The organism is uncultured Aureimonas sp., assembly GCF_913775355.1.
Taxonomy (GTDB): Bacteria; Pseudomonadota; Alphaproteobacteria; order Rhizobiales; family Rhizobiaceae; genus Aureimonas.
Map to the genome: position 1 here is coordinate 1 of NZ_CAJYIU010000308.1, position 12,795 is coordinate 12,795.

The window sequence follows — 12,795 nt, forward strand, 5'->3', positions numbered from 1 at the left end:
GCCTGACGGGCAACCGCGCCCGCCTGCCGGAACTGCCCAAGCGCGCAGCCGAGAACGACGTGTCGGTGGTGCGCGGCCTGTCGGACGCCATGGCGCTGCGCAAGGCGCGCCACGACGCGCGCGTCCACGCGACGCTCTCGCCGGACGGGCGCGGTGCGCGCGCCGTCTTCGACGCGCTGGAGCAGGCGCGCTGCGAGGCGATCGGCGCCAACGCGATGCCGGGCGTCGCCGACAACCTCGCCGCGATGCTGGAGGACAAGTACCACCGCTCCAACCTGTCGGAGGTGACCGACCGGGCGGAGGCACCGCTGGAGGACGCGCTGGCGCTGATCGTGCGCGAGAAGCTCACCGGCCGCCCCGTGCCGCCGAGCGGGCAGGCCGTGGTCGACGTCTGGCGCGACTGGATCGAGGACAAGGCCGGCGGCAAGTTCGAGCGTCTTGGGCAGACCGTCGAGGACCAGCGCCTCTTCGCGCGCGCGATCCGCGACATGCTCGTCTCGATGGAGATGGCCGAGGAGCTCGCCGACGACCAGCAGTCCGAGGACGAGGAATCGCCCGAGGAGGCCGGCGACAACCAGAGTCGCGACAACGAGGAGTCCGGCGCCGAGAAGGAGGCCGGCGAGGATCAGGCCGAGCCCGAGGAGTCGGAAGGCGAGGCCGAGTCGGAGGACACGTCCGAGGCCGAGACCTCCGAGGTGACGGCCGAGGAACCCTCCGACGACGAGGAGCCCGACTCGGAGACGCCCGGCGATTCGCGCCGTCCCAACCAAGCGATGCCGCGCGATCTCGGCGACACCGACTATCGCGTCTTCTCCGAGACCTTCGACGAGACGGTGGGCGCCGAGGAGCTGTGTGACGAGGCCGAGCTCGACCGCCTGCGCGCCTTTCTCGACAAGCAGCTCGTGTCGCTGCAGGGCGCGGTCGGGCGCCTCGCCAACCGCCTGCAGCGCCGCCTGATGGCGCAGCAGAACCGCGCCTGGGACTTCGACCTCGAAGAGGGCTATCTCGACACGGCGCGCCTCACGCGCCTCGTGACCGACCCGATGCAGCCGCTCTCCTTCAAGATGGAGCGCGACACCCAGTTCCGCGACACGATCGTCACGCTCCTGATCGACAATTCCGGCTCGATGCGCGGCCGGCCGATCACGGTGGCGGCGACTTGCGCCGACATCCTCGCCCGCACGCTGGAGCGCTGCGGCGTAAAGGTCGAGGTGCTCGGCTTCACGACGCGCGCCTGGAAGGGCGGCCAGTCGCGCGAGGCGTGGCTGAAGGCCGGCAAGCCGCAGCGGCCGGGCCGCCTCAACGACATCCGGCACATCATCTACAAGGGCGCCGACGCGCCTTGGCGGCGCGCCCGGCGCAATCTCGGCCTGATGATGCGCGAGGGCCTGCTCAAGGAGAACATCGACGGCGAGGCGCTGATCTGGGCGCACAACCGCCTGCTCGCGCGGCCCGAGCAGCGGCGCATCCTGATGATGATCTCGGACGGCGCGCCGGTCGACGATTCCACCCTCTCGGTGAACCCCGGCAACTACCTCGAGCGGCACCTGCGCGCGGTGATCGAGGAGATCGAGACGCGTTCGCCGGTCGAGCTTCTGGCCATCGGCATCGGCCACGACGTGACGCGCTACTATCGCCGCGCCGTGACGATCTCCGACGCCGAGGAGCTGGCGGGCGCGATGACCGAGCAGCTCGCCGCGCTCTTCGAGGACGAGTGCGAGATGCCGGTCCGCCGTCGCCGCTCGGCCGGCCGCCGCTGACGGTGCCGCCGCGTCTGAAGCGGACGGGGCGCGTGGCGCTCCTCGCCTCCCTTCTTGCGGCCGGCGCGACGCTGAGCCCGGCCCCGCGCGCGCTGTCGGCCGAAACCGAGGTTCGCGCGCAGCCGATCGCCCGCTTCGGCATCGGGCGCGACGCGGTGCGCTTCGGGGCGCTCGAATACGTCGGCGGCTTCGCCTACTCCTCGTCCGACGGGCGGCTGTCGGGCGTGTCCTCGATCCGCATGCGCCCGCGCGGCGAGGGCTTTCTCGCCGTCACCGACACCGGCTTCTGGTTTTCCGGCGCGATCCGCCGCGACGCCGAAGGCAGGCCCGTCGGCATCGCGGACGCCCGCATCGCGCCGATCCTCAATCCGGCCGGACGCGCCATGCCGAACAAGGGGCAGGCCGATGCCGAAGGGCTCGCGATCGCAGGCGGCGAGGCGCTGGTCAGCTTCGAACGCGACCATCGGATCGAGGCGTTCCGTCCCGCCGCCACCCCTTTCGAGGCGAAGGGCCGGCGCCTCCCCCTCCCGATCCCGCGCGGCGAGCTTCGCGGCAACGGCGGGCTGGAGACGATCGCCGCCTCGCCCGAGGACTCGCCACTCAAGGGTGCCGTCGTGGTGGTCGCCGAAACCTCGGTCGACGACGCGGGCAATCTCTTTGCCGCCGTGATGGGGCGCGGCGTCTTCAAGGTGAAGCGCGAGCTGCCCTGGGCGGTGACCGACGGCGCCTTCCTGCCGGACGGAGACCTCCTGCTCCTCGAGCGGCGCTACGAGGGCCTTGGGCGCGTCGGCATGCGCATCCGCCGGATCGACGGCGCCGCGATCCGTCCCGGCGCGCTGGTCGACGGACCGGTGCTGATGGAGGCCGATCTCGGCGAGGAGATCGACAACATGGAGGGACTGGACGCCTGGCGGGGCGCGGACGGCCGCACCCACCTGTCGCTCGTCTCCGACGACAACGGGTCCTTCTTCCAGCGCAACCTCTATCTCGAGTTCCGCCTCGCGGACGACCGCGAGGCGGCGCCCCGTCGCTGACCGGCCGCCCTCAGGCCGCGGCCACCCGCGCTTCGCGATAGGGCAGGAAGGCGTTGATCACGACCCGGTAGGGCACGAGGCCGAACACGGCGATGACGAGCTTCACGCTGAAGTCGCCGAGCGCCCACGACACCCAGCGCGGCGCCTCGACGGCGAGAAGCCCGAAGAGCGGGGCCGATTCCAGCGCGAAGGGCTCGTTCGGGCCGAGGATCAGGAACACCGGCGCGAAGGCCAGCGAGAAGAACACGATCGTGTCGAGGATCGTGCCGAGGATGCCGCTCGCGAGCGGCGCCTTCCACCAGGACAGGCGACGCAGCCGGTTGAAGACGAGAATGTCGAGAAGCTGGGCGACGAGGAACGCCGTGCCGCTGGCCAGCGCGATGCGCAGGAGCCGCCCGGCTTCCGTCTCGAACGGCGTCAGGCCGAGGCGGTGGAGGATCGGCGGGAAGACGATCGAGCTCACGACCGCCGCCGCAAAGCCGAGATAGACGACGCGCCGCGCCACCGCCGGCCCGAACAGGCGGTTGTTCACGTCGGTGACGATGAAGGCGAAGGGATAGACGAAGGCGCCCCAGGTCAGGAGGTCGGCCAGCGAGAGGGGACCGAGCGTTCCCTGGACGGGAAACTGGACGGCGATGTTGGAGGCGAGCACGATGATCGTCATGGCGATCACCGGCAGCACGGTGCGGCGGGACAGGGTCACGGCGGGCATCCATTTTTTTAGGCTGGGGTATGGCACCAGCGTCGGGGTGGATCGAACGCGAAAACGCCGCCCGAGGGGGCGGCGTATTCTCAAAATCGTCAGGTGTCGAAGCGCCTCAGGCGGCTTCAGCCGTCGTTGCGGTCTTCTTGGCGATCTGGCGCTTCAGGAGACGGGCCTTCTGCGACAGGTCGTGCTCGGCAGCCTTGGCGAGGAAGGCGTCGAGGCCACCGCGGTGCTCGACCGAGCGCAGCGCATGGGCCGACACGCGCAGGCGGAAGCGCTGGCCGAGGGCGTCGGAGATCAGCGTCACCTGGCACAGGTTCGGCAGGAAGCGACGACGGGTCTTGTTGTTGGCGTGGCTGACGTTGTTGCCGGTCTGGACGGCCTTGCCGGTCAGTTCGCAAGCGCGTGACATGGGATCACCTTTCAAACGTTCGATACGGCCTTCCGGGGCGCGCCGCCGCCGGAACGGCAGCGCGATCATCGACCCCATGGCATGATCGGAAAATCGACTGTGCCTATAGTGGGGCGCGGGCGCCCCGTCAAGCCGCCGCAGCATCGGGGCCCGCGCGGGGCTTGATCCGGCCCGCACGCGCGCCCACAAAGAAGGGATCTCGAGCCCAGCCGGAGAACCGCCCATGCTTCGCGCCGCGACCGGCCTCCTCGCATCGGCGCTGCTCGCCCTCGCCGCGCCGTCGGCGGCCGAGGCCGCGCCTCTGCGCACGGTCTACACGATTTCGCTGATCGGGCTACCGGTCGGTCGCGCCGAGTTCCGCACCACGATCGACGCGCGGCGCTTCAAGGTGGAGGGCACCCTGTCCTCGGCGGGCCTTGCCGAGCTCGTGTCCTCGACGCGCGGCACGAGTTCGGTGTCGGGGCGAATCGCCGGGCGCAGGCTTCTCGCCGACCGCTACGCCCTCGCCTACACGAGCGACGGCAAGTCGTGGTCGAGCGATCTGTCGCTGCGCGCGGGGAGCGTCGTCTCGGCGAAGGTCGCGCCACCGGCGCGCAACCCTGCGCCGGCCGATTTCGTGCCGGTGCGCCGGGCGCAGCTGACGAGCGTCGTCGACCCCTTGAGCGGCCTGATGATCGCACCGGAAAAGCCCGCCGATCTCTGCCGGCGCACGCTCAATGTCTATGACGGCTGGAGCCGTATCGATCTGCCCCTCAACCCCGCGGGAACGGAGCGGGTGCGCACCGACGGGTTCGACGGCGAGGCGGTCGTCTGCACCACGACGGTGCGCCCGGTCGGCGGCTACCGCACCTCGTCGAACGGGCTGCGGTTCCTTCGCGGCAAGGTGATCCGGCTGTGGTTCGCCCCGATCGGCGACACCGGCGTCTATGCGCCGGTGCGCGTGCGCATCCCGACCGAAGTCGGGCCGCTGTCGCTGACCGCCTCGACCTTCGCCAAGCCGTAAGGCTCAGATGCCGGCGCGATAGACCGCCGGGATCGCGTAGATGTAGATGATCTGCTGCAGGAAGAAGATGAGGAGGAGCACCACCAGCGGCGACAGGTCGAGCCCGCCGAAGTTCGGCAGCACGCGGCGGATCGGGCGGTAGAGCGGCTCGGTCATCCGGTACAGGAAATCGCCGATCGTCGAGACGAACTGGTTGCGCGGATTGACGATGTTGAAGGCGAAGAGCCAGGACAGGATCGCCGACGCGATGATGATCCACCACAGGATGTTGAGGATCAGAAGAACGACTTGGATGACGGCGAGCATGTCGGGCGGCGGCCTTTCGGTTGCGGCTCTCTGGCCAGCGGATTCGTGGCGCGAGGCTCGCACGACGAAATGGGTATTTCCCTAACGAATACCAGCGTCCCGACCCCGCTTGCGCGATCGTGAACGCGGGGGCACATCCGGCTTGACAGGCCCTGCACTGCTATCCTACAAGCCGCCCACTGGTGGACGGGGCTGTAGCTCAGTTGGGAGAGCGCGTCGTTCGCAATGACGAGGTCAGCGGTTCGATCCCGCTCAGCTCCACCATTTCTTCCCCTTGCGACCCATGGCAGACAAGCGGGCCCGACCGGCCCCGCGAGGCGCAGCCATGACCGACGACCTGCGGACCCCCGACATCGAGCCGCCCGTCGAGGCGCCGGCCGAGGATCGCTTCGCCGCCTTCCGCAACACCCGCTTCCTGCGCTACTGGCTCGCCCGGTTCCTCGCCGCCTTCGCCGTGCAGGTCGTCGCCGTCTCGGTCGGCTGGCAGATCTACGACCTGACGCGCGATCCCCTCGATCTCGGCCTCATCGGCCTGTCGCAGTTCCTGCCCGCCCTCCTCCTCGTCTTCGTCACCGGCACGGTCGCCGACCGCTATTCGCGCCGCCACATCATGGCGCTGGCGATCGGCGTGCAGGCGCTCGGCGCCGGCGTCCTCCTCGCCCTGACCTACGGGGACCTCGTCACACCCGCCCCCGTCTTCGCGGTTCTCGTCCTCTTCGGCGTCGCCCGCGCCTTCTTCGGCCCGGCCGCCTCTTCGCTCGTCGTCAACCTCGTCTCGAAGGACGAGCTCGCCAACGCCATCGCCTGGAACTCCTCGTCTTGGCAGATCGCCTCGATCGTCGGGCCGGTGGCCGGCGGCCTGCTCTACGGCCTGTCTTCGCACCTGTCCTACACGGTCGCGCTCGCGCTCTTCGTCGTCGCCGGTTTCCTCATCCTCTCGGTGCCGGCCCCCGCCCAGCGCACCAGCCGCGAGCCGGCGAACCTCTCCACCGTCCTTGCCGGTTTTCGCTACATCTGGCGCGAGAAGGTGGTCCTCGGCGCGGTGTCGCTCGACCTCTTCGCCGTGCTGCTGGGCGGCGCCGTCGCGCTGATGCCGGTGTTCGCGCGCGACATCCTTCAGGTCGACGAGTTCGGGCTGGGGCTCCTGCGCGCGGCGCCCGGCGTCGGCGCGATCCTGACCGCGATCTGGCTCGCCGCCCATCCGGTGAAGGATCACGCCGGCCTCGTGATGTTCGCCTTCGTCGCGCTGTTCGGCGCCTTCACGGTCCTGTTCGGCCTGTCGACCTCGCCGTGGCTGTCGATCGCGGCGCTGATGCTGATGGGCGCGGCCGACATGATCTCGGTCTATATCCGCGAAATCCTGCTCCAGCTCTGGACGCCGGACGACGTGCGCGGGCGCGTCAACGCGGTGAACGGCATCTTCGTCGGCGCCTCGAACGAGCTCGGCGAGTTCCGCGCGGGGGTCATGGCGTCGGTTGTGGGCGCGGTGCCCGCCACCGTGATCGGGGGCGCCTGCACGGTCGCGATCGCCGGCATCTGGGCCTTCGCCTTCCCGCAGCTGCGCCGGGCGCGAAGTCTCGCCGCGCGCGAGTAGCCCTCAGTCGAGGCTGCCGCGCAGCGTGAGGCCGAGCGGCGCGTAGGGCTGGGCGAGCGGCGCCGGGCCGATAGCGGGACCTAAGAGAAGCGAGGCGTCGATGGCGCCCGCAGCGTCCCGCGGCGGCAGCGGCTCGAATGAGGCACGGCGCAGGACGAAGCGCTTGAGATAGGCCTGCCGCGCGGCTTCGCGGCCGGAATCGGAACGACGAAGATCCCAAGGCGCGAGATCCGCCGAACGGCGCAGATGCGTGCCGCCGATGCGGTGCGAGACCGCGACCCGTGCCGCCGTCGGACCGGGACAGATGCGACGCCAGGACGGCGTGTCGGCGTCGCGCCCGTCGAGGCAGACCGCGGCGGGCACCGACAAGCGAACGATCGCAGCGCGCGACCCTCCGCCGTAGCAGGCGGCCAGCACCGCGGAACACATGCACAACAGGGCCGCGACGCGGATCATGCCCGATCTCCCGATCAACCGGGACGGAGCATAGGGCCGTCGGACTTAACGCAGCGTCATCGCGGCTTTCGAAGCTCCCGGCCGGTCAGGCCAACGCCTCGCCCGCCCCTTCCGGCGGCGCCACGGGCACGGCGCCCGGCAGCGGCGCGAAGGCGCGGTTCCAGGCGTCGAGCGAGGCGATCTTGTAGGCCTCCGCCAGCGTCGGGTAGTTGAACGTGTTCTCCATGAAATAGTCGATCGTGCCCTTCAGGTTGAGCACGGCCTGGCCGATGTGGATCAGCTCCGTCGCCCCCTCGCCCACGATGTGGACGCCGAGGAGCCGGCGCGTCTTCTTGGAGAAGATCATCTTCATCATGCCGCTCTGGAGGCCCATGATGTGGCCGCGCGAGGTCTCGCGGAAGCGCGCTATGCCGCATTCGTAGGGGATGCCGCGCTTGCGCACGTCCTCCTCGCTCATGCCGACGGTCGAGATTTCCGGCACGGAATAGATGCCGTAGGGAAAGAACTCCGGCGCCGGGGGCGTGGCGACGCCGAAGGCATGGCAGGCCGCGATGCGCCCCTGCTCCATCGAGGTGGAGGCAAGGCTCGGAAAGCCGATCACGTCGCCGGCGGCATAGATGTGCGGCACGGCGGTCTGGAGCGTCTTGCCGTCCACCGCGATGCGGCCGCGATGGTCGCAGGTGAGGCCCGCGGCGGAAAGGTTCAGCCCGTCGGTCGCGCCCATGCGGCCGGCCGCGAAGAGAAGCACGTCGCCCGCGACGTCGCGGCCCGTGGCGAGGCTGCAGACCGGTCGCCCGGCGCCGTCGAAGTCGATCTTCGTGACCTCGGCGCCGAGGCGCAGCGCGACGTTGCGGTCGCGCAGGTCGTGGACGAACTCCTCCATCAGCTCCTTGTCGACGAAGTCGAGGAAGGTCGGGCGCGGCTCGATCAGCGTCACCTGCACTTCGAGCGCCGAGAAGATCGTGGCGTACTCGACGCCGATGACGCCGGCGCCGATCACGGTCAGCGAGCGCGGCAGCTTCGGCACTTCGACGATCTCGTCGGAATCGAAGACGTTGGTGCCGTTGAAGGGCACGTAGTCGGGGCGGAAGGGCCGCGTGCCGACCGCGATCAGGATCGTGTCGCCGTGGAGCGTGCGCACCTCGCCCGACGGCAGCGCGACGTCGATCTCGTGGTCCGAGCGGAAGGCGGCGCGCCCGTGGAGGATCTTCACGCCGTTGCGGGCGAACTGGTGGTCGAGGACGTCGACCTCGTGCTCCAGCGTCTTGATCATGCGCGCCTGGATGTCGGCGCTGGTGATGTCCTGCTTGACCCGGTAGGCGCGCCCGTAGAAGCCGCGCTCGCGCCAGCCCGACAGGTTGAGCACCGTCTCGCGCATGGTCTTCGACGGGATGGTGCCGGTGTGGACCGACACGCCGCCGACGCGGGCCTGCGATTCGACGACCAGCACCTGCCGGCCGAGCTTGGCCGCCTGGATGGCGGCCCGACGGCCCGACGGCCCGCTTCCGATCACGATCATGTCGTAGCGCTGCATGAGGGTCCCCGTCCGCGCGTCATCCGTCCCGTGCGGCCGCCCCAGATGCGAGGGCCGCGCGATGCTGCATAGCAAAACGAGCTTATGCGAGGCGGGCGTCCGGCTAGGCCGGCCGGCCGAAGACGAGAGCCAGGAAGTCACCGAGCCAGCGCTTGACCGGAGCGTCGTGGATGGCGCGGCCGGTGAAGTGCTCGCGCCTGGCTTGCGCGCCCGGCAGCGACAGGCGGGCGTGGCCTCGCGTCGTCCAGCGATGCATCATGGCGAGCGTCAGTTCGGCATGGAACTGGACACCGTAGGCGTTGTCGCCGTAGCGCATCGCCTGGTTCGGGAAGCGATCGCCGGTCGCCAGCAGCGTCGCGCCGGCCGGCAGCGTGAACCCTTCGCGGTGCCACTGGTAGACCATCGGCGGCCAGTCGCCGAGAAGCGCACGCCCCTCGGCGGTCGCCTCCAGCGGATAGTAGCCGACCTCGACGAGGCCCTGCGGGTGCGGCCCGACCGTGCCGCCGAGATGCTTCGACAGCATCTGGGCGCCGAGGCAGATGCCGAGAAACGGGCGGTTCTCGCGCAACGGTACGTCGAGCCAATCGATCTCGTGGCGAAGGTGCGGGTCCGGGTCGTTGGCGCTCGGCGGGCCGCCGAAGAGGATCGCACCGCGGTGCTCGTCGAGCGTGGCGGGCAGGCGCTCGCCGAGCACCGGCCGGCGCACGTCGATGCGCACGCCCGCCGCCTCCAGCACCTGACCGACGCGGCCCGGCGTCGAGGTTTCCTGATGGAGGACGACGAGGACGGGTCTCGGATCGTCGCGGCCCGACAGGCGGGGGCGGGCCGGCTCGCCGTCCGGACGGGGCACCGTCAAGCCTCGACGCTCCCCGTCCGCTCCCCGGCGCCGTGCATCGCGTCGTGCTTGCCGCGCATTCGGTCACGGGTCGAAACGCTCAGAAGCTCGGCGATCCGCCAGACGACATTGTCCTCGAGCTCGTGCACCGCCCCGTCGACGAAGACGACGCGCCACAGGAGTTCGACGAAATGCACCCGCTCGGCCTCGCCGAGATGGCGCATCAGGACACTGGTGAAGCGATAGAGATCGACGGCTTCCGCATCGGCGGCCTCGCCCGCCGCCTCGATGCGCCGGGCCGCCTCGCCGTCGAGGCCATATTCCTCCGCCAGCACCGCCCGCAGCGTCTCGATCTCGAGCGCGGAGGCCGAACCGTCCGCCTCCGCCACGTGGAAGAGAAGCGCGGCCGCCGCGACCCGAAGGTCGTCGGCGTCGTGCGGACCGGGCTCGCCCCCGGTCAGCGCGGCGAAGAAGTCCTTCAGTCCCTCGAGCATGGAAGCGTCCGGTTGGGCGGGTGGATGTTCAGGGTCCTCAGGCGACCGTGGCGGGGCGCTGGGGCTCGTCGCGGTCGGGGCGCGGCGTGTCGGCGGCGGTGTCCGGGCTGCGCGGATAATGGTCCGCGATGGCACGGATCGAGCCGGGCTCTGACAGGGTCGCGACCTGGGGCGTGGCCGGAGGCGACACCCAGCGGAAGGCGTCGAGCCGGCCGGTCACCGGCGACACCGGCGCCCATTCGCGGCGCGTCGTGCCGTCCGCCGTCCAGGCCGGGTCCTTCGGCGCGTGGACGGCGCGCGCCATCCACTGGCGCACCAGCGCCTCGTTGCCGGACTCGGCGTCCTCGATGTCGGCCAGAAGCAGGTAGGTCGATTCGCGCGGGGCGGCGTCCGCGGCCGCCGTCGCTTCGGCGCGGGCGGTCGCGAAATCGCGGGCGTCGAGGGCGGCGTGGGCCACCGCGAGCCGCGACTCGACATGGCCGGGATGCAGCGCCGCCAGCGCGCGGGCGCGGCGCAGACGCTCCTCGACGCCGTCGCCGGATCGTGCGTGGATGTAGAGCGCGGCGATCTCGGGATGCGGCTCGTGCTTCCACGAGGCTTCCAGCGCCTTGGTGGCGGCGCGCCCGTCGCCGAGACGGATCGCGGCGCGGCCGGCGATCGCGGCGGCGGGAACGAGGTCGGGCGCGAGCTTCTGCGCCTCGCGGGCGAGCGCACGGGCGCCGTTCGGGTCGGCATCGGCCAGCGTCTGCGCCTTGCCGGCCAGCAGCACCGCGCGAAGGCGGCGGCTTTCCGCCTTGTCGATGAGGCGCGAATCGCGCTGCGCCTCGAGGATCGCGAGCGCGCCGTCGAAATCGCCCTGCGCGGCCTTCAGGTCGAGCACGGCGCCGCCGGCCCAGCCGACATGAGGCGCGATGCGCACCGCGCGCTCGGCGTAGTTGCGGGCAGCCCCCCGGTCGCCGAGGCGCTCGGCCTCGAGGTAGAGGCCGCGAAGACCGACGAGACGCGTCTCGGGCTGGGCTTCGAGTTCCTCGAAGATCGCGCGGGCGCGGGCGTTGTCGCCCTCGATCAGCGCGGTCTGCGCGTCGAGGAAGCGCAGCATCGGCTCGGACCGGCCCGGCAGGAGCTTGGCGGCCTGCTTGGTCATGCGGCGGGCGGTGACAGCATCGCCCGCACCGACCGCGATGATGCCAGCCGACAGCGCGCGGTAGCCCTTGTCCCGGCGGCGCGTCGAGAAGAAGCGCGACACGCGGTCGGGCGCCTTGAAGAAGCCGCGCACGATCCAGAACAGGAGCACGGCCGCGACGACCAGCGCGATCTGCAGCACCACGAAGACGGTGAAGCTCGTGCCGACCTCCTGGCCCTGCCAGATCAGCGACACGGTTCCGGGATGGTCGGCGAGCCAGGCGAAGCCGAGACCGGCGGCCAGGACGACGAGGAAGAAGGCGAGAATAGCCAGCATGTCAGCCCTGCGACGAGGCGCCGACGGCGCGGTTGATCGTGTCCTGGATGAGGCGGTCGGCCTCGACGCGCGCGCGAACGTCGGCGGCGAAGCTCTCCGACGCGGTCTTGGCCGCGTCCGGCAGCTTGTCCCACTCGGCAAGCCACGCGGCGTAGTCGCCGGAGGTGACGGCCGCGTCCATGCGTGCGACGGCCGCCTGCGGCCCCGGCGCGTCGGGCGCGACGCTGGTGCCGGCCGGGCGGACCTGGACCAGCGAGCGCAGGCCCGACAGGACCTGCGTGCCAACGTCCTCGGTGGAGACCTCCGGGCGCACCGCCGAGAGGATCGCCGATTCGGCCTCCTGCCAGCGTGCGTTCAGCGTCGAAGCGGTGGGCACGCCCTTGGCCGCGAAATCGCGCAAGGGGGCGACGGCCTCAGTGTCGCCGGAGGCGGTCGCGAAAGTCTCCAGTTCCGACATGAAGGGCGTACCGCGGTCGATCGCCGACTTCAGCCCGGCGGCCGACAGGGCGACCGCGGCGCGCTTGTTGGCTTCCTCGATCGCGCCGAGGCGCTGGCCGAAACCGTCGATCGCAGAGCGCGCCTCGTTGGCGGCGCTCTGCGCGTTCTGGGCGGCCTGCTGCGCGGCGGAGACGCCCTGGCGCGCCTCGTCGGCGGCCCCTTGCGCGGCGTTCGCGGTGTCACGGGCCGCGTTGGCGGCGGTTTCCGCCCGCGCCGCGGTGTCGCGCGCAGTGGTCGCCGCCTCGTTGGCGGCCGCGGCCGCGGCCGCGGCGTCGCCGGTCGAGGTACCGCCGCTCTGGATGGCGCGCTCGTTGGCGGTGACGCGATCGGTCAGCTGCGTGAACTCGGCGGTCGAAACGGTGCCCGAGCCGGCGCCGCCGGCGGCCTGCGCGGACTGGACCTGCTCGACCACGCCACGCACCTGATCGAGGTCGCTGCGAAGCTGCTGGACATCGCCGGCCTGGGCGAACTGCTGGGTCTGCACCGGCTGCTGCTGGCCGGGCGGCGGGATGAGACCGCCGTAGAGCGCGGTGCCGCCGAGAAGAAGGGCGATCACGGCGCCGAGCGCGCCCGCGCCTAGGAGCGAGCCGAAGCCCGCGCCGCCACGCGGTTCGCTGGAATGGCCCGCGAGATAGGGGCTGTTGTCGGGAACCGAGGTCTGCGTGCGCGCGGCCTCGGCCTGCGGGTGCACGGTCTCGTCGTCC

The 12,795-nt window shown here is 71.1% G+C and carries 13 protein-coding genes and 1 tRNA gene; 5 read left to right on the forward strand and 9 right to left on the reverse strand.

Features of this window, described 5'->3' with window-relative positions:
- The first annotated feature begins 2 nt into the window (after positions 1-2).
- On the forward strand, positions 3-1,760 hold the full coding sequence (gene cobT, locus QZ753_RS18820; protein WP_294645904.1) for a cobaltochelatase subunit CobT: 1,758 nt from the start codon (positions 3-5) through the stop codon (positions 1,758-1,760).
- Positions 1,761-1,792: 32 nt separating this feature from the next.
- Complete coding sequence (locus QZ753_RS18825; RefSeq protein WP_294645906.1) at positions 1,793-2,794, forward strand: esterase-like activity of phytase family protein; 1,002 nt, start codon at positions 1,793-1,795, stop codon at positions 2,792-2,794.
- A gap of 10 nt (positions 2,795-2,804) precedes the next feature.
- Here the strand turns inward: QZ753_RS18825 and QZ753_RS18830 are convergent, their stop codons facing one another.
- Positions 2,805-3,458, reverse strand: coding sequence for a queuosine precursor transporter (locus QZ753_RS18830; protein ID WP_294645920.1), 654 nt, complete (start codon positions 3,456-3,458; stop codon positions 2,805-2,807).
- A 154-nt stretch (positions 3,459-3,612) separates the two neighbouring features.
- Positions 3,613-3,912, reverse strand: a complete 300-nt coding sequence (gene rpmB / locus QZ753_RS18835; RefSeq protein ID WP_055892333.1) for a 50S ribosomal protein L28 — start codon at positions 3,910-3,912, stop codon at positions 3,613-3,615.
- A 223-nt stretch (positions 3,913-4,135) separates the two neighbouring features.
- Between rpmB and QZ753_RS18840 the strand changes: the two genes are divergently transcribed.
- Complete coding sequence (locus QZ753_RS18840; RefSeq protein ID WP_294645908.1) at positions 4,136-4,915, forward strand: DUF3108 domain-containing protein; 780 nt, start codon at positions 4,136-4,138, stop codon at positions 4,913-4,915.
- Between the two features lie 3 nt (positions 4,916-4,918).
- On the opposite strand, the gene QZ753_RS18845 is transcribed toward QZ753_RS18840, so the two are convergent.
- Positions 4,919-5,221 (reverse strand): YggT family protein, encoded by a 303-nt coding sequence (locus QZ753_RS18845; protein WP_294645910.1) that lies wholly within the window; start codon positions 5,219-5,221, stop codon positions 4,919-4,921.
- Positions 5,222-5,409: 188 nt separating this feature from the next.
- Between QZ753_RS18845 and QZ753_RS18850 the strand changes: the two genes are divergently transcribed.
- Positions 5,410-5,485 (forward strand) — tRNA-Ala (locus QZ753_RS18850).
- 61 nt (positions 5,486-5,546) lie between these two features.
- Positions 5,547-6,815, forward strand: a complete 1,269-nt coding sequence (locus tag QZ753_RS18855) for an MFS transporter (protein ID WP_294645912.1) — start codon at positions 5,547-5,549, stop codon at positions 6,813-6,815.
- 3 nt (positions 6,816-6,818) lie between these two features.
- On the opposite strand, the gene QZ753_RS18860 is transcribed toward QZ753_RS18855, so the two are convergent.
- The 6 genes from QZ753_RS18860 to QZ753_RS18885 form a co-directional block, all read right to left on the reverse strand.
- Positions 6,819-7,271, reverse strand: coding sequence for a hypothetical protein (locus tag QZ753_RS18860; protein ID WP_294645914.1), 453 nt, complete (start codon positions 7,269-7,271; stop codon positions 6,819-6,821).
- An 85-nt stretch (positions 7,272-7,356) separates the two neighbouring features.
- Complete coding sequence (gene sthA / locus QZ753_RS18865) at positions 7,357-8,805, reverse strand: Si-specific NAD(P)(+) transhydrogenase (protein WP_294645915.1); 1,449 nt, start codon at positions 8,803-8,805, stop codon at positions 7,357-7,359.
- Between the two features lie 103 nt (positions 8,806-8,908).
- On the reverse strand, positions 8,909-9,655 hold the full coding sequence (locus QZ753_RS18870) for a glutamine amidotransferase (protein WP_294645921.1): 747 nt from the start codon (positions 9,653-9,655) through the stop codon (positions 8,909-8,911).
- Positions 9,656-9,657: 2 nt separating this feature from the next.
- The gene (locus QZ753_RS18875; RefSeq protein ID WP_294645916.1) at positions 9,658-10,134 is read right to left on the reverse strand and encodes a TerB family tellurite resistance protein; all 477 of its coding nucleotides are present in this window, start codon (positions 10,132-10,134) and stop codon (positions 9,658-9,660) included.
- Between the two features lie 37 nt (positions 10,135-10,171).
- Positions 10,172-11,593, reverse strand: a complete 1,422-nt coding sequence (locus QZ753_RS18880; protein ID WP_294645917.1) for a heme biosynthesis HemY N-terminal domain-containing protein — start codon at positions 11,591-11,593, stop codon at positions 10,172-10,174.
- A gap of 1 nt (position 11,594) precedes the next feature.
- Positions 11,595-12,795, reverse strand: a 1,201-nt coding sequence (locus QZ753_RS18885) for a hypothetical protein (protein WP_294645919.1), incomplete at its 5' end; no start/stop codon positions are given.